Raw genomic sequence first — 20,933 nt, 5'->3', positions numbered from 1 at the left:
AGTTCCTTCAAAATTGGGTGTCCGGCGTCTGCCACATCAGATGCTGCCCGCCATCAGACGCAATCATCTGGCCGGTCACGCTGGAGGCAGAAATCAGATAGCGCAGCGCGTTGACGATCTCGTCGGGAGAGCTGCCCTCCCCGGTCAGCGTCGCCGCCTGCTCGGCCGCGAACTGCTCCGGGCTCTGATGCACGCTCGGCAGCGTCGGTCCCGGCGCGATGGCGTTGACGCGCACATTCGGCGCCAGCCCCTGCGCCAGCATCCGCGTCGCCTGCCACAGCGCCGCCTTGGAGAGCGTATAAGTGAAGAACAGCGGATTGAGCTTCAGCACCTTCTGGTCAATCAGATTGACCACAAGCCCGCGCTCTCCCTCCGGCAGGTCTGCCGCCAGCTGCTGGGCCAGGTGCACCGGCGCGCGAAGGTTGGGCTCGAAGTGATGGTCCCAATCCTCCCGTGTGTGACCAAGGGTGCTGTCGCCGGTAAAGGTGGAGGCGGAATTGACCAGCAGTGTCACGGGCGTGTCCAGAAGTGTCCTGGTTTGTCCCAGAAGTGTCCCCCGTTGTCCCTCGTCTGACAGGTCACAGCCGATGATGTCGGCCTGTCCGCCTGCGGCCCGGATTTGGGCCGCCGTTTCCTCCGCGCCGTCGGCAGAGTCGCGGTAATGCACCGCCACCGCCCAGCCATCGGCGCCCAGCGCCTGCGCCATGGCCCGGCCAAGGCGTCCGCCTGCCCCCGTCACCAGCGCGCCTTTGGGGGTCATAGGCCCGCCATCTGCGCCAGTGCCATCAGGTTTGTACCCGTCACCAGCCCATAGATATACGCCGCATAAATCAGCAGCAGTAACACGCCCAGAAGCCGGCCCATCCGCACACGCAGCATCACCAGCCCCGCAAACAGCACCGCCGTTATCCCCATGACCCAATGGTCGTATTGCAGGAACAGCGGCGCCACCTCGAACGGTCCGAACAGCGCCACAATGCCGCCCGCGCCCAGAATATTGAACACGTTGGAGCCAAGGATATTGCCCGCCACCACATCGCCCCGCTGGCGGAACGCCGCCGCCAGCCCCGCGCCAATCTCCGGCAGCGACGTGCCCAGCGCCAGGATCGTCAGGCCAATCCACTCATCCGGAACGCCCAGTTCCCGCGCAACACCCTCACCGCCCGTGATGATCATGCGTGAGGCATAGAGAAGGCCCGCAATGCCCAGCGGCACATAGAAAATCGCCCGCCAGACGGGAGGGTTGAGCATCACCGCATCGGCCTGATGGGCGCCCTTTCCGGCAATCTCGTCATGACGCGCCGCAAAGATGGAAAAGCCCGCATACCCCACCAGCACCAGCAGGAAACAGATGCCCATGATGGGGTCGAGCGGCATGATGGCCGTCATCCCGATCCAGATGGCCGTCGCAAGCAGCAGCATGAACAACGCCCGCCCCTGCCCGGCACCGCCGGTGCGATAGGGAAAGAACAGCGCAGGAATGGCTGCAACCATCAGAAGATTGGCAATATTGGAGCCGACAATGTTGCCGATGGCGAGACCGGGATTGCCATTGAGCGCGGCATTCGCGGAGATGAACATCTCCGGCGCTGATGTGCCGAATCCAACGATGAAAATGCCCGCTACGAGCGGCGAAACACCCATCGCCCGGCCTAAGCCAAGCGCGCCCCGCACAAGCAGGTCTCCGGCGAGCGCCATGAGAAGCAGACCGCCAAAAAGGGAAATGAGCAGGATGGGATCGGGCACCGCCTGCTCCCTTTGGGGTTAGTCCAGACGCTTGAACTCTATGAGATTCAGGATGCCGAACACAACAACAATAGCGGCGATCGCGATCAGGGAAGGATGGATCATATCTGCCTCAGCCCGTCAAAAGGTCAATTTCCGCAGTCCTTAGCGTGCGTTGGCGCCCTTGGCGAGCCAATTCGGCATATTTTCCGTAATGTTTGACAGGCATGTGACGCGGCGTAATCCGCCCAAGTCGCCGGAAACGCTGGGGAATTCGCCTACTTCTTGATGTCGACCGATACGAACTGGTCGAACCAGCCTCCCGTCTCTCCCCGCCGTTTGACGCGGATCAGGATGGGCTGATTTGGCGTCTGCATCGCGGTATCAAGACGCTTGATGACATCGGCCACGGCGCTGACGGACTGGAAGTTCACCTCCACGATCACATCGCCCTTGCGCAGCTTGTTGTAGGCCCGCCCGCGCGTGCTGACACCCGTAACCGCCACGCCGTTCATATCCCGCGGCGCGCCGAAGCGGCGGCGAACGTCATCGTCGAGTGCCACGAGGTCTGCGCCCAGATCGTTCGACATGCCGACGGCTTCGGATGGCGCCGCTGTCGCGGGTTCGTCCTCATCGGGCAGTTCGCCCAGCGTGACGGCGACATCCCGCGCGCGGCCATCCCTGACGATGCTCAGCGTGATCGCCTTACCGATGGGCTTTTCGGAAAGCTGGCGCGTCATGTCACGCACCCCCGCCACGGCGCGCCCATCGATGGAGAGGATCAGATCGCCGACTTCGAGCTTGGCTTTCGCTGCCGGGCTCGCATCCGTCACGCGGGTCACGATGGTGCCCGCCGAACCTTTGGCCTTATAGGCCTTGATCAGGGACTCGTCCGCATCCTGCACATTTACGCCCAGCCAGGGCCGGTTCACCCGGCCATCCTTGATGAGCTGCGCCGAGATGCGCTTCACCGTGTTGGAAGGCACCGAAAAGCCCAGGCCAATGGACCCGCCCGACTGGGAAATGATCGCCGTGTTCACGCCAACGACCTGGCCATTCAGATTGAACAGCGGACCACCGGAGTTACCCTGGTTGATGGCCGCATCGGTCTGGATGAAATTGTCAGACCGCCCAGTGTTGAGGTCGCGGCCCGTGGCCGAGATGATCCCGGCAGATACCGAGCCGCCAAAGCCCAGCGGGTTACCGATCGCGATCACCCAGTCACCGACTTCTGCCCGGTCGCTGTCGGCAAGGTCCACAAAAGGCAGCGCGCCCCGCGCGGTGACTTTCAGGACGGCAATGTCGGAATCCCGGTCGCGGCCGATAATCTTGGCGTCCATCGTGCGGCCATCGGAGAAGGTGACCTCGATCGTGTCAGCCTTTTCGATGACGTGATTGTTGGTGACGATGTAGCCGTCGGCGCTGATGACGAAGCCGGAACCCAGCGAGCCCTGCCGCTGGAAGCCGTCATCATTGCGGCCAAAGTATTCGTTGAAGCGTTCTGCGGGCGAGCCTTCCGGAAAGGTTGGCAGGCGGCTGGCCACAACCTGTGACGTGGAGATGTTCACCACGGCCGGCATGAGACGTTTGGAGAGCGCACTGAAGCTTTGCGGCGCGGTCTTCGCATCTACCGGCGCTCCGGGACGCGACAGGCTTCCACCCGCCTGTGCGAGCGCTGTGGGGGCCATACATGCCATCAGGGCGAATACCGCAACGGCGGTCCGGTTCATTGTGGAGAAGACTCCCTTCACGGTCGTTTCTCAGGCGCCAGCACGCCCGCTGTTTTCTTGAAGTCTGACTATGGCGCTTTGGCCGTCAGTTGCAACAGCGTCAGGCTGTGCGAACTGCAAGCATCAGGAGGCCAACACCGACCGCCGCAACCACCAGCCCGCCGATCGCAAGATCGCGGGCTGGCATGTTGGACAGGAGTTGGCCGATGCGGCGCATGTATTCCGGGGCAATGGCGCAGAGCGCGCCCTCCACCAGGAGCCAGACGCCGAAACCGGCCAGAGCGAGCGTGATTGCGCTCATCGCGCGCTCACCGCCCGGTTAGCGAGGGCCGCCGGCAGCGCGTGCGCTGTCGAAGAACTGGTCGCACACGCCGATGGCGCCGGGGCTGAGAACCATCTGCGTACCTTCCTGGATCGCCTTTTCACACGCTACGAGTGCGCGCTGGAAGCGGAAGAATTCAGAGTCCTTGCCGTAGGCCGCCGCATAGATCTCGGTAGCACGGGCATCCCCCTCACCACGAACCTTCTGGGCCGTTTCACGGGCCTGAGCTTCAAGAACCGTTTTCTCACGCTCGGCCTGGGCACGGATCAGGCGGGCCCGCTCCTCCCCTTCCGAACGGATACGCTGAGCTTCCTGAAGACGCGCCGTCCGCATGCGGTTGTAAACGCCTTCGGTCACTTCCTGCGGAAGGTCTGCCTGGCGGATACGCACGTCGATGATGTCCACACCCGCCTTGGCGAGTTCGGTGTTCACATTATCGCGGATCTCTCCCATCAGAGCGACGCGCTGGCCGGAGATGATTTCCGGAACCGGCACATCCCCCAGCACGGCGCGGATGGCAGCGACAGCAACGGTGTTGATCTGCTGGGTCGCGACACGCTCGGTGCGGAAGCTCTGATAGTAACGCAGTGGGTCACTGATCCGCCACCGCACGAAAGCGTCGACCTGCAGGCGGCGCTGGTCGGATGCGATCACCTGAATGCCTTCGATGTCGAGGCCAAGGTTGCGTTTGTCGAGAATTTCGACCTGCTGATAGACCGGGATCTTCATGTGAAGACCCGCCTGGTCCGTGCCCGGCGCGTTGATGATGCTGACCGGACGGCCAACTTCAAGCACGATGGCCTGTTCCGACTGGCGGACGATGAAGAATACGTTTGAAGCGATGATCAGTCCAACGATGGACAGGATCAGAATGAGCCAACCAAAAGCACGCATTAGCGGTCTCCTCCATTGCTCGCCGGAGCCGCGGGCTGGGGCCGCGTTCGTTCAATCGGCAGATAGGGCACCGCGCCGGAATCCTGATCGATCAGCAATTTGTCCGACCGCTCCAGAACACGTTCCATGGTTTCAAGATACATGCGTTCCCGCGTGACGCGGGGCGCCTTGATGTATTCCGCATAGATCTGGTCAAAGCGGGCGGCTTCACCGTTTGCGTCGGCCACAATCTGGTCGCGGTAGGCTTCCGATTCCTGTTGCAGGCGCGAAGCGGTACCGCGAGCCTGCGGAACGATTTCGTTGGCGAACTGCGTGGCACGGTTGGTCAGGGTTTCGGCGTCCTGCTCGGCAACGTTAACGTCGTTGAACGCCTCGATGACCGGCTGAGGCGGGTCTGCCTTGCCGATCTGGACCTGCAGAATCTGCACGCCGGCGCGATACTCGTTGAGCAGTGCCTGGGTCTGCTCGACCACCTGCAACTGGACCTCGTCACGCTGGGTGGTGATGATGTCCTGAAGGCGGGTCTTGCCGACCACTTCACGCATCACGGACTCGCCGACCATGGCGACCGTGCTGTCGGGATCGCGAACATTGAGCACGTAGTTCTCAGGGTTCTGGGTATCGACTTTCCAGATGATCGAAAAATGGATGTCGACGATGTTTTCGTCCTGCGTCAGCATCAGGCTTTCGTCTTCCGTCGCGCCGATGCGGGTTTCGTTGCGGGTTTCCACCTGGATAAGGCGGTGGTTTTCCAACGGCGCGGGCAGGTGGAAGTGGAGGCCTGGGCCGTAATTTGCCTGCCATTTGCCAAACCGGAAGACCGCTGCCTGCTGGGTCGGGTCAACGACGACAACGCTGGTCGAGAGCCAGGCCAGAAGCGCGACGCCAACAATGACAAGGACACCGAGCGGGCCAGCGCCGCGGCCGAGACCGCCGCCACCACCACCGCTGCCGCCGCCCTTGCGTCCGCCACCGCCGCCCCGGCGCTGACGAAAGCGCTCCTGCATGCGGCGCATCTGCTCTTCAAGGTCTGCAGGCTGGTCTTTTTCCTTGCCGGCATCGGGTTTGCCGGGACGGTTCCACGGGGAGCCCCCCTCGCCGCCACCGTTGCCCGAGCCGCCTCCGCCCCAAGGGCCAGAGCCTTTTGTCTTATCGTCCCAGGGCATTCACCCTCCTGAAATTTGCGTTTCCCGCCTATATAGAGCGTCTAATGCGCTGTGCACGCTAAATCGCCTTTCAGGCGCAGCAAAAATGACGCATTCGGGCGGGCCGGACGGCCTGTTTACGCCGCCTGAGCCCCTATCTTAGCCGAGGAAGTCTTAATGTTTGGATCAAGGCAGAAATCCAGGGAAAAGCTCGCCGCCGCCGTGCGCAGCGCGCTGGGATCGCCTGAATGGCTGGAGTCCGTGACCGTGGGCGATGATGGCCGCGCGATCCTTGTTATCCGCGCCGATAGCGGCGACGCCGCCGGGGCCGAAGCCCGCAGGATAGAGGCGGAGAACGCCGCATCGCGCTTGGCCGGCATCGAGAAGGTAACAACCGTTCTGACCGCCGAAAAGGCGCCCGGAACGGGTCATTCCCATACCCATTCCCGGACAAATCCGGACACATCGGGACAAAACGGGACAAAACCGGACATCCAGATGACACCTTCGCCCACCGCCGGACTGCGCCGCGTGACCAAGGGCGCGCGCCTTTCCGATGAAGCGATGAACCAGGGCGCGCCGCCCCCCGCGACTGCGATGCGGCCCATTCCGGGCATCGCGCGCATTCTGGTCGTGGCCAGCGCCAAGGGCGGGGTTGGCAAGTCGACCGTGGCGGTGAACCTGGCCGCCGCGATGGCCAAGGCGGGCATGAAGGTGGGCCTGCTGGACGCCGACATCTATGGCCCCTCGATCCCGACCATGCTCGGGACGGTGAATGCCGAGCCGGGCACCTCCCCGGCCAAGAAGCTGATCCCCGTTGAGGCGCACGGGATGAAGACGCTGTCGATCGGATACCTGTCTGATCCCGATGCGCCGATGATCTGGCGCGGGCCGATTGTCATGTCGGCGATCACCCAGCTGCTGAACGATGCCGAATGGGGCACGAAGGAAGACCCGCTCGACCTCCTCATCATCGACACCCCGCCGGGCACGGGCGACGCGCAGCTGGCCATTGCGCAGAAGGTGCCGGTGACGGCGGCGATCATCGTGACGACGCCGCAGGAAGTGGCCCTCGCCGATGTGCGCCGGGGGGCGGCGATGTTTGCCAAGACGCATGTGCCGGTGATCGGCATTGCCGAGACGATGAGCTGGTTTGAAGACCCGGCCGGAAACCGGCATTACCTGATGGGCGAAGGCGGCGGGGCGAAAATGGCCAAGGCGCTGGGCCTGCCGCTGCTGGCGGAAATTCCGATGTTGCAGGCCATCCGCGAGGCGGGCGACGCAGGTACGCCGGCCGCGCTGACGAAAGGTCCGGCGGCGGATGTTTTCCTGAAGCTTGCACGCAGCGTGGCGATTGCGCTGGACGAGCTGGTGACGAAACCGGCGCCGGAGATTGTGTTTGAGGAATGATGGAGAGAGGCAGGGTGGGTTGTATTGGAGCACCGCCCTACCCCGCCCTGTTTCCACACGGAATTTCTGGATAAAAAATATATATTTTTCAAATACTTGCTATTTTTGGGCTGGGGGCTTACTTTGGGAGAGCAGGACATTCTTTCTGCTTGCAGAAGGATGCGCCTATGCCCCGTCAGAAAAATTCTCCCGCTGGTGAAGTGAAGCGCAAATATGCTGCCCCTTCGCCCCCGCGCATGATCCTTTCGGCGCAGGCCGGTGACCGGCGCGTGAAAAGCGCGCTTTCGCCCGCCAAGCTCTGAAGGTTCTGCCGCGCCCAATTGCGGCCGCCCCCACTGCCCGCCTGCGGGCTGAAAGACAGTCATGACATTTTTTGCCGCCGCCCTGCGCCGCCGGGCGCCTTTGCTTTTTGCGGGGCTTTTTGCGGGACTTTTCACGGGCAGCCTGATGCTGGCGCCCGGCATTGCCGCCGCGCAGACCGCCGCCTCGCCAGGGCCGGAAAACTCCAGCGCGCGGGCATATGGCGATGGCTGGAGCTGTGACGCGGGTTACCGCGAAACCGGCAAGCAATGCGACGCCATTACCCTGCCACCCAATGCCTACCTTTCCGGGGGCGCTTATGGCAGCGGATGGGAATGCAGCTTTGGCTACAAGCTGGAGGGGGCGGGCTGCGTGGCCCTTGCCGTTCCGGCGAACGCTTTTCTCGAGAGTTCGGGCACGCGCTGGCAGTGCGAACGGGGCTATGTTGCCGCGGGCAATCTGTGCGCGCCGATCAAGGTGCCGGAGAATGGCTATCTGACGAATTCAAGCTATGGGCCTGGCTGGGATTGCGACCGGGGCTTTCGCGCGACGGGCAGCAAATGCGTCCCGATCCGCCTGCCCGACAATGCCTATCTGACCAATAGCGGCTCGGGCACGGGCTGGACCTGCGAGCGGGGATTCCGGGTTCGCGGTGAAACGTGCGAGGCGGTTTCGGTGCCGAAATTTGCCCACCTCAATTCATCCGGCGACGGATGGCAGTGCGACCGCCCGTATCGCCAGATGGGCACCGGATGTGTCGCGCCCTGAAGGCGCAGCGCGCCTGAGCAGGACTGCTCAGGAATGAAGCTGGCCAGTCAATTGCCGATGGCGTCGCGCCCCTGCCCCTCCCCCTTCGGGGGATAAGGCGGTAGGGTTGCGGCGTGATTTGCAATTGGAGGCGCCCGCCCATGAACCCCACACTCTGTTCCGCCCTGCTGGGCGCCCTGCTGTTGACCGGATGCGTCACCGCGCCAGAGGCCGCGCCCCCGGCTGTGCCTGCGGGCAAGACAGTCCTGGTGCCCGGCAATGCACTTTACAGCGCCGCCGTCGGCTATGGCGACACGGTGTATCTGGCCGGGGTGATCGGGCGCAGCGAGACCGGGGATGTGAGCGAGGCAGCGCGCCAAGCGATGGACGCGGTGAAAGGCAATATCGAAAAGGCCGGCGGCACGATGGGCGACTTGCTGAAATGCACGATCTTCATGACCGACATTGAACAGTATGGCCCGGTCAATGAGGTGTATGCGGATTATTTCGAGGCCGATCCGCCGGCGCGGACGGCGATTGCGGTATCTGCGTTGCCGTTCGGGGCGCTGGTGGAGGTGGAGTGTATTGCGGCGCGGTAGGGCCCTCAACCCTGCGCCTCTCCCGCACGCGGGAGAGGCGTTTAAGGGTCAGGCGTTGTAGTTCAGCTTCAACCCGGCTTCGGCCCAGCGGGTTTTGATCAGCTGGCCGGTGCCCGAGGCGCAGATATAGGCGTCTTTCATGTCAGCCCCGCCGAAGGCGATGTTGGTGACGAAGGGATCTGGCAGCTCGGTGAAGCTGGACTTGCCATCTGGCGTGATGGTGGTGATGCCGCCATAGCCGCCATTCTTCAGGATGGTTGCGACACAGACGTTTCCGGAGGCGGCGACCGCGAGGCTATCGAAATAGCAAAGCTCCGTCTGCCCCGTAACGACGCGGCCGCGCAGGAAGGGGGGCTTGTGGGGCGTGTATTCGCCGGGGCCGGTGAGCGCGAAGCCCCAGAGACGGGCGGTCATCGTGTCAGCGAAGTAAAGCGTCTTCCCGTCCGGCGAGAGGCCGCAGCCATTGGGGGAGATGTGGTGGTAGTCCACTTCCTTGATCAGGCTGCCATCGGGCTTGGCGTAATAGACGCCGCCATGGTCACGGGTACGGGCGAAACCCTTGCCGAGGTCTGTGAAGTAGAAGCCGCCTTCCTTATCGAACACGATGTCGTTGGGGCCGCGCAGGGAGTTGCCGTCGACGGCTTCATACAGGCGGTCAACCTTGCCGGTGGAGAGGTCGATCCGCTCGATGCGGCCGCCGGAATAGTCAGGTGGGCAGTTGCCGGGGATCGTGAGGCCGCCGACCTCGTGATATTCAAAGCCGCCATTGTTGCAGCAATAGAGCGCGCCGTCCGGGCCGATGGCGAGGCCGTTGGGGCCGCCGCCGGGCGTGGCGATCACTTCATGCTTGCCGTTCCAGAGGCGCGAGATGCAGCCCTTCTGGATTTCGACGAGGATGACCGAGCCGTCTTCCATGACGACGGGGCCTTCGGGAAAGCCGAGGCCGGAGCCGACAACTTCAAAATCCATACTCTATTCCTCCCGAGAATGATCTTTCCCGGAAGGGTAAGGCCGCAGCGGGGACAGTGTCCATCACTGCCCCCGCGTGAAGCGGCCCGGATCAGACCTGAGCGGCGGCGCGGTCGAGCCGGCGGATGATGAAGGCATGGTCGTTGCCCTCCCCGGCCGGATGGGTGGCGATTTCATCGCTGCGCCACTGGCGCAGGTCGAGTTCGGGGAAAAGCGTGTCGCCTTCAATCTCGGCATCTACCTCAGTGAGGTAGATCCGGTCGGCGAAAGGCAGCGCGAGAGCGTAGATTTCAGCGCCGCCGATGACGAAGGCTTCGTCCTTGCCTTCGCGGGCCGCGATGGCGCGGGCGGCGTTCATGGCGGCGGGGAAGCTGGAGTAAACGCGCGCTTCGGCGGCGTCATAATCCCAGTCGCGGGTGAGCACGATATTCTCGCGGCCAGGGAGGGGGCGTTTGGGGAAGCTTTCCCAGGTCTTGCGGCCCATGATGACGGGCGCGCCCATGGTGGTGGCCTTGAAGAACGCCATATCGTCCTTCAGCCGCCAGGGCAGCGCGCCAGCGGCGCCGATGATCCGGTTGCGCGCCTGCGCAACGATCAGGCAAAGTTTCACTTCAATGGACATTGCTCTAGTTATTATCTTTCACATCTGTCCGGTTGGCGCGTTCCCATTTGCGCGCTTCCTCGCTCCGCAGGCATGGTTTAAGCAAGCACGCAACGCAGCGGCAACTGCATTAAAATGGGACAGCGGGGGGAACGCTCATAAATGTCTGAACTCGTGTCGGTCCTAACCAACGGGCAACCTCAGCTGATTGGCCCGGCACTGGGCGCATTGTTGCTCACATTCTGCGCGATCTGGTTCCTGAACGGACGGATATGGGCGTTTGTCTATGTGGCGTTGATTCCTTTTCTCAACTGGTCGTTCGGCGTGATTCCCGAAGCGCAGATCGTGGCGCCCGGCGGCGACTATGCGCCCGGCATCGCGCTGCACCCGATGACGATGGTGACGGGCATGGTGTTCGTGATCCGCGACTTCGTGCAGCGCGAGATGGGACACAAGGTGCTGATCCTGATGGCGATCGCGGTGGCCTGGTCATTCTTCTATTCCTGGCCGGTGATTGCGCTGGCCAGCGGGATTGCGTTTGCCGTCTCGGAGATGGTGGACTGGATGGTCTACACCTTCACGAAATACCGGCTTTCAACGCGCATCCTGATTTCCAGCGCGCTGGCAACGCCGGTGGATACGACCGTGTTTCTCTATGGCGCCGACCTTGCCAAACAGATGGAGCTGGGCATGGAGCCGGGCAACTCACTGCACCCGCTCAACTGGATCGTGTTCGTGATCGGCAAGATGGTGGGCGCGGTGATCGTTTCATATGTGATCCGCCGGCGCGAGGATAAGGGGCTGATCTCGCCGCATGAGGCGTAGTTGAGATTGCTCGGTGCTGTTCGCGAGCCAAGGCTCGCGGCACCTGCGCCTGCGCGTTGCTTGTGGGGGTGGCAGCCGGGAGGTTGGAGGCCCCGTCCCTTTCAGGACGAGGCCGATAGACAACAGGCCTATTCCGTTTCCAGGAGTTTCTGGCGGAAGAGGATGCCGGCGAGCGCTGCGCCGATAAGCGGGGCGACGAAGAACAGCCAGAGCTGGGAGATTGCCGCGCCGCCCACGATGACGGCGGGGCCGAAGCTGCGGGCGGGGTTTACCGAGACGCCGGTGACCTGGATGCCGACAATGTGGATGACCGCGAGCGTGAGGCCGATGGCGAGGCCAGCGACCATTCCGGGCGCGGATTTCTGGGTGGCGCCCAGGATCACGACGAGGAACAGGAAGGTGGCGACAATCTCGAAGACCAGCGCCGAGACGAGGCTGTATTCGCCCAGATACCCTGCGCCCCAGCCATTCTGGCCAAGCCCGTTTGCGGCCAGGTCATAGCCTGCCTTGCCTGAGGCGATGAGATAGAGGACGGCGGCGCCGAGCACGGCCCCGATGAACTGGGCGATCCAGTACTGGAACATGGAGTTGAGCGTCATACGCCCGGCGATGAAGGCGCCGAAGCTGACCGCCGGATTGACGTGGCAGCCCGAGATGGGGCCGATGCCATAGGCCATGGCGACGATGGCCAGGCCGAAAGCGAACGCGATACCTAACTGGCCAACCTCGCCTCCGGCGAGGACAGCAGAACCACAGCCAAACAGGACCAGGGCGAATGTGCCGATAAGTTCAGCGATCAGGGGTTTCATGGATGTCTCCTTGATGGGCCCAGGCGGTCTTATTGCCGCCTCAAGCCACTGTCAGGATGCAGAGCTTTTCAATCTGCGGCAAGCAGGATTCTGGCCTGCCCGGAAAGGGTTGCCAGACAGGATGGACGCCGCAACTATCTGGAAGACAAGGAGTTTACGCCCATGACGCGCTTATCTGCCCTTCTCATCCCGGCGATCCTGCTGGCCGCCTGCGGGCACAGCCCTGAGCCAGATGCCGTAAGCGCCGGGGTTTCCGCGCCGGTGGCGGCGGTGGAGACGGCAAAGCGCGTTTACGAGGCGCGGCCCGCCGCCCTGCCCTTCCGGCTGGACATTACGGTGTCATCGGAGGTTATCCGCGCGCTGGACGCGGCAGGCGCGACGCTGACGGTGGGGGCAGATTATTATGGCGAGCCGCGCGCTGGGGCCGCGCCGGTAAATCTTGGGCATGAAGACCGGGAAATCAGCGCGGGCAACAAATCCATCACCCTGGCCGGGCGGTTTGATGCGGCGCAGGTGGCGCGGGAAATTTCCGGCGATCCGCGCGTAAAGGTGAGCGCGGCTGTCAGCCAGGAGGGCGGGCCGGTGGTTTACTGCACCGAGTTCGAGGCGGCCCTGACGCTGGCCGTGGAAACCGGCGGGTTCATTCATTGCGAGCTGCTGAGCGAGTAGGCCGCGTCAGACAGCCCCATCAGACTGCGACGGGCGCCTTGATGTGAGGGTGGGGGGCATATCCGTCGACGCGGAAATCCTCATACTCCCATCCGAAGAGGTCTGCCTTGTCCGGGTTCATATGGATGGTGGGCAGATCGCGCGGCTCGCGGGTGAGCTGGAGCTCTGCCTGTTCGAGATGGTTCAGATAGAGGTGGGCGTCGCCGAAGGTGTGGACGAATTCGCCGGGCTGAAGCCCCGTAGCGCGGGCCATCATCATTGTGAGGAGCGCGTAGGAGGCGATGTTGAAGGGCACGCCGAGGAAGACGTCTGCCGAGCGCTGGTAAAGCTGGCAGTTCAGCTTGCCGTCCATGACATTGAACTGGAACAGGCAGTGGCAGGGCGGCAGGGCCATGTCGTTTACGTCCGCCGGGTTCCAGGCCGAAACGATCAGGCGGCGGGAATTGGGATTGGTGCGGATTTCGTTCAGCACCCATTGGATCTGGTCGATGGCTTCGCCATTCGGCGTGGCCCAGCTGCGCCATTGCTTGCCATAGACGGGGCCTAGGTCGCCGTTCTCATCGGCCCATTCATCCCAGATGGAGACGCCATTTTCCTTCAGATACGCGATGTTGGTGTCACCGCGCAGGAACCAGAGCAGCTCGACGATGATCGAGCGCAGGTGGAGGCGTTTGGTGGTCACCATCGGGAAGCCTTCGGAGAGGTCAAACCGCATCTGGCGGCCGAAGACGCCGATCGTGCCGACGCCCGTGCGGTCGCCCCGCTTGTGGCCGTTCTCCAGGATGTCTCTCAGAAGTGCCTGATATTGCTGCATTTGCCAGGGCCTCTCGATTCGCGCGGAGCTCAGGTTAACAGATTCCAAACTGGCTGGGCAGATTTGATCGCACGCGCCTTACGGGGCAGAAACCCACATCTGTCATAACTCGCCACTGGCTGGGTATGTGGGGGCAGTTTTGACTCTCCCGCCCCGGCAATATGGATGGGGTTGAGGTCAGATGAAAACGGGCCACAGGAATTTTTTCCGGAACGAGTCGGGCAATGTCGCGATGATTGCGGCGCTGACCATCATTCCGATTGTCGGCATTGCCGGCTTTGCCATCGATTTCCAGGTGACGACGACGCAAAAGGCGCGGGTCCAGCAGGCCGTCGACAGCGCCGTTCTGGCTGCCACAAAATCGATGCAGGACGGCAAGGACCGAGCCTACTCGCTGAAGGAAGCCAACGACTACTTCAAGGGCATCCTCAACCAGTCGAACAATAGCGGGCTCAACTGCACCAACATCGATCTTGTCTACATTGATGAGACCGAAGAACTTGAAGGGCACGTGGAATGCTCGCAGAATACCACGCTGTCAAAGGTTGCCGGGATCAGGCATCTCGATTTCAATGTTTCCTCCGCCGCGACCTACGGCATCGGCAAGCTGGAAATTGCGTTCGTGTTCGACGTGTCGGGCTCGATGGCTAACGACAACCGGATGGGGAACCTGAAAGTGGCCGCCCGCGAAGCCGTCAATACCCTGCTGCCGGTTGAAGGATATGCCGGAGACCCGGAAGACGTGCGCCTGGCAATGGTATCGTACGACACGATGGTCAATGCGGGTCCGTATTTCAAAGCCGTGACGAATCAAGACCCAGAGCGAACCGAGCCCTTTTACGGCTATATCCGTGAAAGAACGACTTGCCGCAGATACCGAAATAATGGGACGTGTCGCGAGTGGAACTATGAATGGCGCGGGCCCTATCATCGCAGCTACACTATTAAATCTACTTGTGTTTGGGAACGCGAAGGCGCCGAGCGGTACACAGATGCCAGCCCTGGTCACAATCGCTGGCTGCCACCCGTATCTGCGACATTTGATTCGTACAATGACAGTTGGTCAACCGACCACCAAACCGACCCATGGTGCAACGACAATACGCCTATTCCGCTTACATACAACCGGAACAAGCTGCACGACTTCATCGATGATATGACACCGCGCAGAAATACAGCCGGTCACATTGGTCAAGCGTGGGGCTGGTATCTGGTCTCACCGGAATGGAATAGCGTCTGGCCGGCTGGCTCTAAGGCTTTGCCTTATGACGAACCTGATGCCACCAAGGTCGTCATCATGATGTCTGACGGTCAGTATAATGAGACCCGCCATAACAATGCGTATCCAAGTTCTGTCACGCAGGCTGAGGCAATCTGTGACAAAATGAAGGAGAAGGAAGTCGTCATTTATACCGTCGGATTCGATGCCGGATACGGACAGGACGTTCTCAATTATTGCGCCTCCAACCCCGCCTTTGCTTATAAGCCGACCAATGGTCAGGAGCTGACCGAAGCCTACAAGTCCATCGCCCGCTCCATCTCCGATCTGCGGATTTCGCGCTGACCGGATTTTGCAAAGCCCTTCTGCCTAGAGAGCAGTGAGACAATGATGCGCCTTTGCCGCCCAGTTACCCGTCTTCCCGCGCTGCGAAGCGCCGAGGGCGGGAATGTGGCGATGATTACGGCCTTCGTGATCCCCTGCATTCTGGCGCTGACGGGCATCGCCATCGATCTGCAAAATACGGTGCGCCAGAAATCCAAGGTGCAGGCAGCGCTCGACTCGGCCGTGCTGGCCGGCGCGCTGGGGCGGCAGGCGGGCAACACGGCCGCTGAAACCACGCTGGACGTGCAGACCTATGCGCTGGCGCTGTTCACAGATCAGGGCGGCGGGCTGGACTGTGATCCGGTGGCCGTGACCTTCGACGAGACCAATCTCGACATTCTCGGAACCGTCCGCTGCCGCCAGCCGACCTATCTTTCCAGCCTGATCGGGCATGATGAGCTTGAGTTCAATGTGGCGTCCACCTCGACCTATGGGGTGGGCAAGCTGGACGTTGCATTCATATTCGACGTGTCCGGATCAATGAACAGCTATAACCGGCTGGCGCAGCTGAAAACGGCGGCCGTTGCAGCCGTTGACGAGTTGCTGCCCGACAGCCGGGAGCGGGACGGAACGGTGCGCCTGGCGATTGCCAGCTATAATCATTCGCTGAATGCGGGCGCCTATATCGGCGCCGTGACCGAGACGGTGACACTCTCTGCCGACGGATCAAATTCCACGGCACTGAGCCGGTATAACAGCCACAATACCAAACGCATGATTGACCAGGACAGCGGCAAGCGCTTTTTCTACTATCAGAGCGGCACCTGTTCGAGCTGGAACTGCGGTAAGTATTCAAGCTGGAGCTGGGATACCAAGCGCCGGTTTTTTGACGATACGGGGCTGGCAGACGCGTGCGTATATGAGCGCACGGGAACGCAGGCAGCAACCGACGCCGCGCCCGGCAGCGGAGCCTGGATCGGGGCGGGCAATCCGCGCTGGAGTTTCTATGCCGGCAGCTCCAGCAAGTATGATGGCTGGCAGAATGTCGAAAATCAGAACGCAACGGGTTATGGTGTGGGCGCCTATGAAGGCCGCCACGGCACCTGCATGCCGTCTGGCCCGGTGCCGCTGACCGAAGACAAGACGGTGCTGAAGGATCATGTGAACGCGCTGGTCGCCGAAGGTGGCACCGCAGGCCATCTGGGCATCGCCTGGGGCTGGTATCTGGTATCGCCCGAATGGGCTGCCATCTGGCCCGAAGCGTCCGAGCCCCTGCCCTATCGCCAGCCGCAGACGTCCAAGGCCGTCATCCTTATGACGGACGGGGATTTCAATATCGAGCATCCGACAGCTTCGCGGGACTCCTTCCGACAGTCGATGGATCTGTGCGACGGGATGAAAGCTTCGAGCCGGCGTATCCAGATTTATACGGTAGGCTTTCAGGTGCCTTCGAGTGTTCAGCGCACGGGCGACGGGCGCACCATCCTGGAATATTGCGCGACTTCTCCCTCCCATGCCTTCAGCGCTGACAGCGGGGAGGAGCTGATCGAGGTGTATCGCTCGATTGCCCGCTCAATTTCCGATCTTCGCCTGAAGGAGTGAGCGCCGCCATTGCGGCCACCGCCGGGCACTGGCAGACGGGTAAACATGTTTTCCTGGTTGCCCAACGCCCTGACAATTTCCCGCTGCGTATTCGCGGTGCTTGTGCTGTTTGCAGCCTTCAAGGCGACGGGCATTGAGGCGCTGCTGGCCGATGCCGGGGTGACCGGCCTTGAGCGCCAGCGTTACACAACGTTCCAGCAGCTCTGGCACCAGTTTGCGCTGCTGGCGTTCATATCCGGCATGCTGACGGATTTTCTCGATGGCTGGGCGGCGCGCGCCTTCAAGGCCGAAAGCCGGTTTGGCGTGTGGCTGGACCCGATCGCCGACAAGCTGCTGGTGGGGGCGGCGCTGATTGCGCTCTCGCTGGCACTCAAGACCTGGCTGATCTATGTGCCTGCCGCGCTGATCCTGGCGCGGGACGTGTTCATGACCTGGCTGCGCACCCGGCCGGAAGCCTCCGGGATTGTTGCGCCTTCCAGACTGGCGAAATGGAAAACGGCCGCCGAAATGGTGGCGATTACCGGATTGATGCTGCCTCTCGCGCTGTGGCCTTTGCCCGAAACCCCATCCGGCGGCGGCGCATTGCACTGGAGCGCGGTGATAACCGGCGCGCTGGTGCTGGCGCTCTGGGTGGCGGCGGGGCTGTCCCTGCTGACGGGCGGACAATATGTGAAGGCGGTGCAAAGCCATCGACGCTGAACGCGAAAACGCCGGTCTGGGGAAGCAGACCGGCGCTGACGGCGATGGACGGGCTTATGCGCGGGAGAAGCGTGGCCGCCGATTTGCAGGGTCGTCATTCTGCCGGGAGGGGTGAACCCGGCATGTGCCCAGATTGCGCCTCAATTCTTAACGGCGCCTTAATGCCTGCCTTTCGGACATTTAACCAAAAATCCCGCCGCTTCCCAGAAGCCGCCCGGCTTCAGCCACATTCGGGATGAAGTTGGGCGCATGAGCCCACGCCCGAAATATCGCCGTCGACCGCAGCCCAATATCTTTGCGATCCTGATCGCGATGCTGGCGTTCCTGTGCCTGCCGGCCCTGCTCGCCTTTGCCCATGCCGATACTGTTCCGGAAACGGCGCGGTCCCGCGCGGCCTATGCGGCGCAAGCGGAGCCGCTGAAAGCGGCGCTGGCGGAAAAGGGATTGGCACTGGGCAGCCCCGTATTCCTTCAGATTACCAAAGAGCCCGCGGAGCTGACGGCCTATGTTCAGGATACAGAGGGCAAGTTTCAGCCCTTCCGGACCTGGCCTGTCTGCGCGGTTTCAGGCGACCTCGGCCCGAAAATACGCGAGGGCGACCATCAGGCGCCGGAGGGCTTTTACAAGGTGACGGCCGGGCAGATGAACCCGGCTTCAAGTTTTCACCTCTCGTTCAATCTGGGCTATCCCAATGCCTTTGACCGGGCCAATGACCGCACAGGTAGCTTCCTGATGGTGCACGGATCCTGCGCCTCGGTGGGGTGTTTTGCGATGACGGATGAAGGGATCGAGGAAATCTGGACGCTGATGCAGGCCGCGTTTGAGGGCGGGCAGAAAGCGGTGGACGTGCACATCTTCCCCTTCCCCATGACGCAGCAGGCTATGGCAGGGCGCGAAGCCAGCCCGCATGCTGCTTTCTGGGAGAGCCTGAAGCCGGCCTGGAACAAATTCTCCGCGAGCGGTGAAGTGCCCACCGTGAGCGTTCGCGACGGTGCCTATCAGGTGCGGTGAGCCCAGTAGGGCGAGATAGGCAGGCCGCCGTAAAGCTCCTCAAAGCGCATCCGCGTGCCGGTGTTGATGCCTTCAGGCGGCAGCTTTGGATCGATCCATGCGGTTTCGGCGATTTCGCCCAGGGATGTGGCTTTCACGGGCTCCCAGCTACCCCAGGGAACGTGGTAGAAAAGAACATGATCGTTGGGGAAATTGTGGTGGTTTGAATAGACACTGATAAGGCGCGGCTCCGCATTGAGGCGCACGCCGGCTTCCTCGACCAGTTCGCGGCCGAGCGCATCCACTGCAGGCTCGCCCTTTTCGACGCCGCCGCCGGGCATGTACCAGCCGCGCACATAGGTATGGCGCACCATGAAGACATGGCCCGCCTCATTCTCCACCGCGGCGCGCACGCCGAGGGTCATCGGGCGGCTGAGGCGGAACCAGGACTGGAACAGGCGTGTGCGGAGTTTGGACATTTCCGGTCATCCCCGGACAAATTCGGACGCCTTGTATCCTTGGAAGAACAAGGCCGCCGTCAAGTCCGTATGGCGGATGGACCCGGCAGCCTCGGCAGCCACCACCGGCTTTGCCTTGTAGGCAACGCCGAGACCGGAGGCGCGGATCATGTCGAGATCATTCGCCCCGTCGCCCATGGCGATCGCGTCTTCCGCAGCGGCGCCAAGGCTGGCGGCAGCCTCCAGAAGCGCGGTGCGTTTGGCGACGCGCCCGAGGATGGGCTGGCCGACTTCGCCGGTCAGCGCGGCGCCGTCATCTATGAGCGTGTTGCCCTGATGGCTTTCAAAGCCTGCAAGGGCGGCAACACGGGAGGTGAAATAGGTGAAGCCGCCTGAGACGAGCAGCGTGGCGGCGCCGTGGGCTTTCATTGTGGCGATGAGTGTGCGGGCGCCGGGGTTCAGCGTGATGCGCTCTTCCAGCGTGCGGGCGAGCGCGTCCAGCGGCAGGCCCTTCAGCATGGCGACGCGTTCTGTCAGGGCAGCCTCGAAATCCAACTCGCCGCGCATGGCGCGTTCGGTGATTTCCGAGATTTTGGCTTTGAGGCCGACCGCGTCAGCGATTTCGTCGATGCATTCCTGGCCGATGATGGTGGAGTCCATGTCGGAGATGATAAGGCGTTTCCTGCCGAAGCGGGCGGCGGGGAGGATGGCGGCATCGATGGGGCCAGCCGCTTCCAGCGCGGCGCGGAGGGCGCCGAGGCTCTCGCTGGCGGCTGAAAAGCGCAGGGCGCCGGCCTGAAGCGGGCCGGTATCGGAGAGGCTGGACCAGCCGTTTGGTGTGCCACCAACGGCGCTGACTGAATTTTTTGCCAGCTCGCCGAGGCGGGCATCTGCCGCGCTGGAGACAGCAACCAAGACCCAATCCATGTGCATTCTCAAGGCCCTCTTCGAAGCAGGCCGTCTCTAGGTGGCTTTCCTCAGGGCTCGCAAGTCCTTAGTTGTAGGGGATGCACCCTGCGATCCTGATACATGGCCCGACGGCCAGCGGAAAATCCGCCCTTGCCATAGAACTGGCCCGCAAACTTGGCGGCGAGGTGATCAATGCCGATTCCATGCAGGTTTACAGCGACCTGCAGGTAATTTCTGCCCGTCCGACCGAAGAAGAGATGGCCGGCGTGCCTCATCACCTGTTTGGCTATGTCGATGCCGGGCGGCGGTATTCGACCGGAGAATGGCTGGAATCGGCGCGCAGCGTACTGAAACGGCTGCAGCGGCAGAACAAGCATGCGGTGATTGTCGGCGGCACCGGGCTCTACCTTCTGGCGCTGACCCAGGGGCTTTCGGATATTCCGCCGGTGCCCGAGGACATTCGCGCCGAGGTGAAAGCCATCTCCGAGAGCGAGGGCGCTGATGGCCTGCGTCTGCGGCTCGCGCCGCATGATCCGGAACTGGCCGAGCGGCTGGGCACGGGCGACCGGCAGAGGCTGGCCCGTGCCTATGAGGTGTGGCTGGCGACAGGGCGGCAGCTGAGCGAGTTTCAGAATGAGCGCCAGCCACCCGTGTTGAAAGAGGGCGAGTGGGTCGGCTTTGCCCTCACCCCGCCCCGCGCGGCGCTCTACAAGAAGATCGACCGGCGGTTTGAAGGGATGCTGATGCAGGGCGCGGTGGCCGAGGCGCGGGCGCTGGTTTCACGCAATCTTGATCCCGAACTTCCGGCCATGAAGGCTCTGGGCATGCCCTCGATTGCCGCCTTCGTGCGCGGCGAGATCAGCGCCGAGGAAGCCGCCGAAAGCGCCAAGCGCGAGTCAAGGCGTTATGCCAAAAGGCAATTTACCTGGATTGGCCGGCAATTTCCCTTCTGGCCCCGCATTCCCTCGCCGGAAGTCAGCGACCGCATGAGGGTTATTTTTGCCCTCTATCGCGAGATTGACACAGCCGATACGGAAGATTATGCCTGAACTCCCAAGATTGAGGAAACGCCAAGTGCGCGCATATAAAGTAGTAATTCTTAAGTGCCCGTAGCTGCCCTTCGACCAGGCAGTTGCGGGTGCGCGCACAAAAGGGCTTCCTCCGGGAGCCCTT

Annotated in this window: 23 protein-coding genes; 11 read left to right on the top strand and 12 right to left on the bottom strand. The window is 62.4% G+C overall.

Features of this window, described 5'->3' with window-relative positions:
- Window positions 1-7: 7 nt before the first annotated feature.
- The 6 genes from HNE_RS02365 to hflK all read right to left on the bottom strand — a co-directional run bounded on the left by HNE_RS02365 (window position 8) and on the right by hflK (window position 5,837).
- Window positions 8-760: an SDR family oxidoreductase gene (locus tag HNE_RS02365; protein WP_011645504.1), complete on the bottom strand. Its 753-nt coding sequence runs from the start codon at window positions 758-760 to the stop codon at window positions 8-10.
- Window positions 757-1,746 carry a calcium/sodium antiporter gene (locus tag HNE_RS02360; RefSeq protein WP_011645503.1) on the bottom strand — a complete coding sequence of 330 codons (990 nt, stop codon included), beginning with the start codon at window positions 1,744-1,746 and terminating at the stop codon, window positions 757-759. The genes HNE_RS02365 and HNE_RS02360 overlap by 4 nt, the downstream gene beginning before the upstream one ends.
- 257 nt (window positions 1,747-2,003) lie before the next feature.
- Window positions 2,004-3,455: a Do family serine endopeptidase gene (locus HNE_RS02355; RefSeq protein ID WP_011645502.1), complete on the bottom strand. Its 1,452-nt coding sequence runs from the start codon at window positions 3,453-3,455 to the stop codon at window positions 2,004-2,006.
- A 100-nt stretch (window positions 3,456-3,555) separates the two neighbouring features.
- Window positions 3,556-3,756, bottom strand: a complete 201-nt coding sequence (locus HNE_RS02350; RefSeq protein ID WP_011645501.1) for a DUF2065 domain-containing protein — start codon at window positions 3,754-3,756, stop codon at window positions 3,556-3,558.
- A gap of 18 nt (window positions 3,757-3,774) precedes the next feature.
- Complete coding sequence (gene hflC, locus HNE_RS02345) at window positions 3,775-4,671, bottom strand: protease modulator HflC (protein ID WP_011645500.1); 897 nt, start codon at window positions 4,669-4,671, stop codon at window positions 3,775-3,777.
- Window positions 4,671-5,837, bottom strand: coding sequence for an FtsH protease activity modulator HflK (gene hflK / locus HNE_RS02340; protein WP_011645499.1), 1,167 nt, complete (start codon window positions 5,835-5,837; stop codon window positions 4,671-4,673). Before hflK ends, hflC begins: the two co-directional genes overlap by 1 nt.
- Before the next feature lie 156 nt (window positions 5,838-5,993).
- On the opposite strand from hflK, the gene HNE_RS02335 reads away from it, so the two are divergent.
- From HNE_RS02335 to HNE_RS02325, 4 genes are all read left to right on the top strand, one after another.
- Window positions 5,994-7,226: an Mrp/NBP35 family ATP-binding protein gene (locus tag HNE_RS02335; RefSeq protein WP_011645498.1), complete on the top strand. Its 1,233-nt coding sequence runs from the start codon at window positions 5,994-5,996 to the stop codon at window positions 7,224-7,226.
- Between the two features lie 167 nt (window positions 7,227-7,393).
- Entirely contained in the window at window positions 7,394-7,528 is a 135-nt protein-coding gene (locus HNE_RS19005; RefSeq protein ID WP_267878701.1) for a hypothetical protein, read from the top strand.
- 61 nt (window positions 7,529-7,589) lie between these two features.
- The gene (locus tag HNE_RS02330) at window positions 7,590-8,294 is read left to right on the top strand and encodes a hypothetical protein (RefSeq protein WP_011645496.1); all 705 of its coding nucleotides are present in this window, start codon (window positions 7,590-7,592) and stop codon (window positions 8,292-8,294) included.
- Between the two features lie 140 nt (window positions 8,295-8,434).
- Window positions 8,435-8,872 (top strand): RidA family protein, encoded by a 438-nt coding sequence (locus HNE_RS02325; protein ID WP_011645495.1) that lies wholly within the window; start codon window positions 8,435-8,437, stop codon window positions 8,870-8,872.
- Between the two features lie 48 nt (window positions 8,873-8,920).
- Here the strand turns inward: HNE_RS02325 and HNE_RS02320 are convergent, their stop codons facing one another.
- Complete coding sequence (locus HNE_RS02320; protein ID WP_011645494.1) at window positions 8,921-9,841, bottom strand: SMP-30/gluconolactonase/LRE family protein; 921 nt, start codon at window positions 9,839-9,841, stop codon at window positions 8,921-8,923.
- Between the two features lie 91 nt (window positions 9,842-9,932).
- Window positions 9,933-10,463: a dihydrofolate reductase gene (locus HNE_RS02315; protein WP_011645493.1), complete on the bottom strand. Its 531-nt coding sequence runs from the start codon at window positions 10,461-10,463 to the stop codon at window positions 9,933-9,935.
- A gap of 141 nt (window positions 10,464-10,604) precedes the next feature.
- On the opposite strand from HNE_RS02315, the gene HNE_RS02310 reads away from it, so the two are divergent.
- Entirely contained in the window at window positions 10,605-11,267 is a 663-nt protein-coding gene (locus tag HNE_RS02310) for a VUT family protein (RefSeq protein ID WP_011645492.1), read from the top strand.
- A gap of 128 nt (window positions 11,268-11,395) precedes the next feature.
- Here the strand turns inward: HNE_RS02310 and aqpZ are convergent, their stop codons facing one another.
- On the bottom strand, window positions 11,396-12,076 hold the full coding sequence (gene aqpZ, locus HNE_RS02305) for an aquaporin Z (RefSeq protein WP_011645491.1): 681 nt from the start codon (window positions 12,074-12,076) through the stop codon (window positions 11,396-11,398).
- A gap of 162 nt (window positions 12,077-12,238) precedes the next feature.
- Here aqpZ and HNE_RS02300 point away from each other — a divergent pair, with 162 nt between their 5' ends.
- Window positions 12,239-12,745, top strand: a complete 507-nt coding sequence (locus HNE_RS02300) for a hypothetical protein (RefSeq protein ID WP_011645490.1) — start codon at window positions 12,239-12,241, stop codon at window positions 12,743-12,745.
- A gap of 19 nt (window positions 12,746-12,764) precedes the next feature.
- Here HNE_RS02300 and HNE_RS02295 read toward each other — a convergent pair whose 3' ends face one another.
- The gene (locus tag HNE_RS02295) at window positions 12,765-13,559 is read right to left on the bottom strand and encodes a thymidylate synthase (protein WP_011645489.1); all 795 of its coding nucleotides are present in this window, start codon (window positions 13,557-13,559) and stop codon (window positions 12,765-12,767) included.
- Window positions 13,560-13,740: 181 nt separating this feature from the next.
- On the opposite strand from HNE_RS02295, the gene HNE_RS02290 reads away from it, so the two are divergent.
- From HNE_RS02290 to HNE_RS02275, 4 genes are all read left to right on the top strand, one after another.
- The gene (locus tag HNE_RS02290; RefSeq protein WP_011645488.1) at window positions 13,741-15,123 is read left to right on the top strand and encodes a TadE/TadG family type IV pilus assembly protein; all 1,383 of its coding nucleotides are present in this window, start codon (window positions 13,741-13,743) and stop codon (window positions 15,121-15,123) included.
- A 45-nt stretch (window positions 15,124-15,168) separates the two neighbouring features.
- Window positions 15,169-16,704, top strand: coding sequence for a TadE/TadG family type IV pilus assembly protein (locus HNE_RS02285; protein ID WP_035590810.1), 1,536 nt, complete (start codon window positions 15,169-15,171; stop codon window positions 16,702-16,704).
- Between the two features lie 45 nt (window positions 16,705-16,749).
- A complete protein-coding gene (gene pgsA / locus HNE_RS02280; RefSeq protein WP_011645486.1) occupies window positions 16,750-17,403 on the top strand; it encodes a CDP-diacylglycerol--glycerol-3-phosphate 3-phosphatidyltransferase in 654 nt (217 codons plus the stop codon).
- Window positions 17,404-17,652: 249 nt separating this feature from the next.
- A complete protein-coding gene (locus HNE_RS02275; RefSeq protein WP_011645485.1) occupies window positions 17,653-18,414 on the top strand; it encodes a L,D-transpeptidase family protein in 762 nt (253 codons plus the stop codon).
- Here the strand turns inward: HNE_RS02275 and HNE_RS02270 are convergent.
- Together HNE_RS02270 and serB are read right to left on the bottom strand one after the other, a co-directional pair.
- Window positions 18,402-18,872: an NUDIX domain-containing protein gene (locus tag HNE_RS02270; RefSeq protein WP_011645484.1), complete on the bottom strand. Its 471-nt coding sequence runs from the start codon at window positions 18,870-18,872 to the stop codon at window positions 18,402-18,404. The two genes, HNE_RS02275 and HNE_RS02270, sit on opposite strands and share 13 nt — an antisense overlap.
- A gap of 6 nt (window positions 18,873-18,878) precedes the next feature.
- Complete coding sequence (serB, locus tag HNE_RS02265; protein WP_011645483.1) at window positions 18,879-19,778, bottom strand: phosphoserine phosphatase SerB; 900 nt, start codon at window positions 19,776-19,778, stop codon at window positions 18,879-18,881.
- Window positions 19,779-19,858: 80 nt separating this feature from the next.
- On the opposite strand from serB, the gene miaA reads away from it, so the two are divergent.
- On the top strand, window positions 19,859-20,809 hold the full coding sequence (gene miaA / locus HNE_RS02260; protein WP_011645482.1) for a tRNA (adenosine(37)-N6)-dimethylallyltransferase MiaA: 951 nt from the start codon (window positions 19,859-19,861) through the stop codon (window positions 20,807-20,809).
- Window positions 20,810-20,933 lie beyond the last annotated feature (124 nt).

Origin of the sequence: Hyphomonas neptunium ATCC 15444, from assembly GCF_000013025.1 — a bacterium.
In the GTDB taxonomy this organism is placed as follows: domain Bacteria; phylum Pseudomonadota; class Alphaproteobacteria; order Caulobacterales; family Hyphomonadaceae; genus Hyphomonas; species Hyphomonas neptunia.
The sequence above is the reverse complement of the archived record's forward strand: the minus strand, read 5'-3'. Positions and strand labels throughout refer to the sequence as shown.

Coding starts and splice junctions, on each gene's coding strand:
- HNE_RS02365 (WP_011645504.1), bottom strand. CDS start 760: ATGACCCCCAAAGGCGCGCTGGTGACGGGGGCAGGCGGACGCCTTGGC.
- hflK (WP_011645499.1), bottom strand. CDS start 5,837: ATGCCCTGGGACGATAAGACAAAAGGCTCTGGCCCTTGGGGCGGAGGC.
- miaA (WP_011645482.1), top strand. CDS start 19,859: ATGCACCCTGCGATCCTGATACATGGCCCGACGGCCAGCGGAAAATCC.
- HNE_RS02330 (WP_011645496.1), top strand. CDS start 7,590: ATGACATTTTTTGCCGCCGCCCTGCGCCGCCGGGCGCCTTTGCTTTTT.
- aqpZ (WP_011645491.1), bottom strand. CDS start 12,076: ATGAAACCCCTGATCGCTGAACTTATCGGCACATTCGCCCTGGTCCTG.
- HNE_RS02295 (WP_011645489.1), bottom strand. CDS start 13,559: ATGCAGCAATATCAGGCACTTCTGAGAGACATCCTGGAGAACGGCCAC.
- hflC (WP_011645500.1), bottom strand. CDS start 4,671: ATGCGTGCTTTTGGTTGGCTCATTCTGATCCTGTCCATCGTTGGACTG.
- HNE_RS02335 (WP_011645498.1), top strand. CDS start 5,994: ATGTTTGGATCAAGGCAGAAATCCAGGGAAAAGCTCGCCGCCGCCGTG.
- HNE_RS02275 (WP_011645485.1), top strand. CDS start 17,653: ATGAGCCCACGCCCGAAATATCGCCGTCGACCGCAGCCCAATATCTTT.
- HNE_RS02300 (WP_011645490.1), top strand. CDS start 12,239: ATGACGCGCTTATCTGCCCTTCTCATCCCGGCGATCCTGCTGGCCGCC.
- serB (WP_011645483.1), bottom strand. CDS start 19,778: ATGGATTGGGTCTTGGTTGCTGTCTCCAGCGCGGCAGATGCCCGCCTC.
- HNE_RS02290 (WP_011645488.1), top strand. CDS start 13,741: ATGAAAACGGGCCACAGGAATTTTTTCCGGAACGAGTCGGGCAATGTC.
- HNE_RS02270 (WP_011645484.1), bottom strand. CDS start 18,872: ATGTCCAAACTCCGCACACGCCTGTTCCAGTCCTGGTTCCGCCTCAGC.
- HNE_RS02320 (WP_011645494.1), bottom strand. CDS start 9,841: ATGGATTTTGAAGTTGTCGGCTCCGGCCTCGGCTTTCCCGAAGGCCCC.
- HNE_RS02325 (WP_011645495.1), top strand. CDS start 8,435: ATGAACCCCACACTCTGTTCCGCCCTGCTGGGCGCCCTGCTGTTGACC.
- HNE_RS19005 (WP_267878701.1), top strand. CDS start 7,394: ATGCCCCGTCAGAAAAATTCTCCCGCTGGTGAAGTGAAGCGCAAATAT.
- HNE_RS02355 (WP_011645502.1), bottom strand. CDS start 3,455: ATGAACCGGACCGCCGTTGCGGTATTCGCCCTGATGGCATGTATGGCC.
- pgsA (WP_011645486.1), top strand. CDS start 16,750: ATGTTTTCCTGGTTGCCCAACGCCCTGACAATTTCCCGCTGCGTATTC.
- HNE_RS02285 (WP_035590810.1), top strand. CDS start 15,169: ATGCGCCTTTGCCGCCCAGTTACCCGTCTTCCCGCGCTGCGAAGCGCC.
- HNE_RS02350 (WP_011645501.1), bottom strand. CDS start 3,756: ATGAGCGCAATCACGCTCGCTCTGGCCGGTTTCGGCGTCTGGCTCCTG.
- HNE_RS02310 (WP_011645492.1), top strand. CDS start 10,605: ATGTCTGAACTCGTGTCGGTCCTAACCAACGGGCAACCTCAGCTGATT.
- HNE_RS02315 (WP_011645493.1), bottom strand. CDS start 10,463: ATGTCCATTGAAGTGAAACTTTGCCTGATCGTTGCGCAGGCGCGCAAC.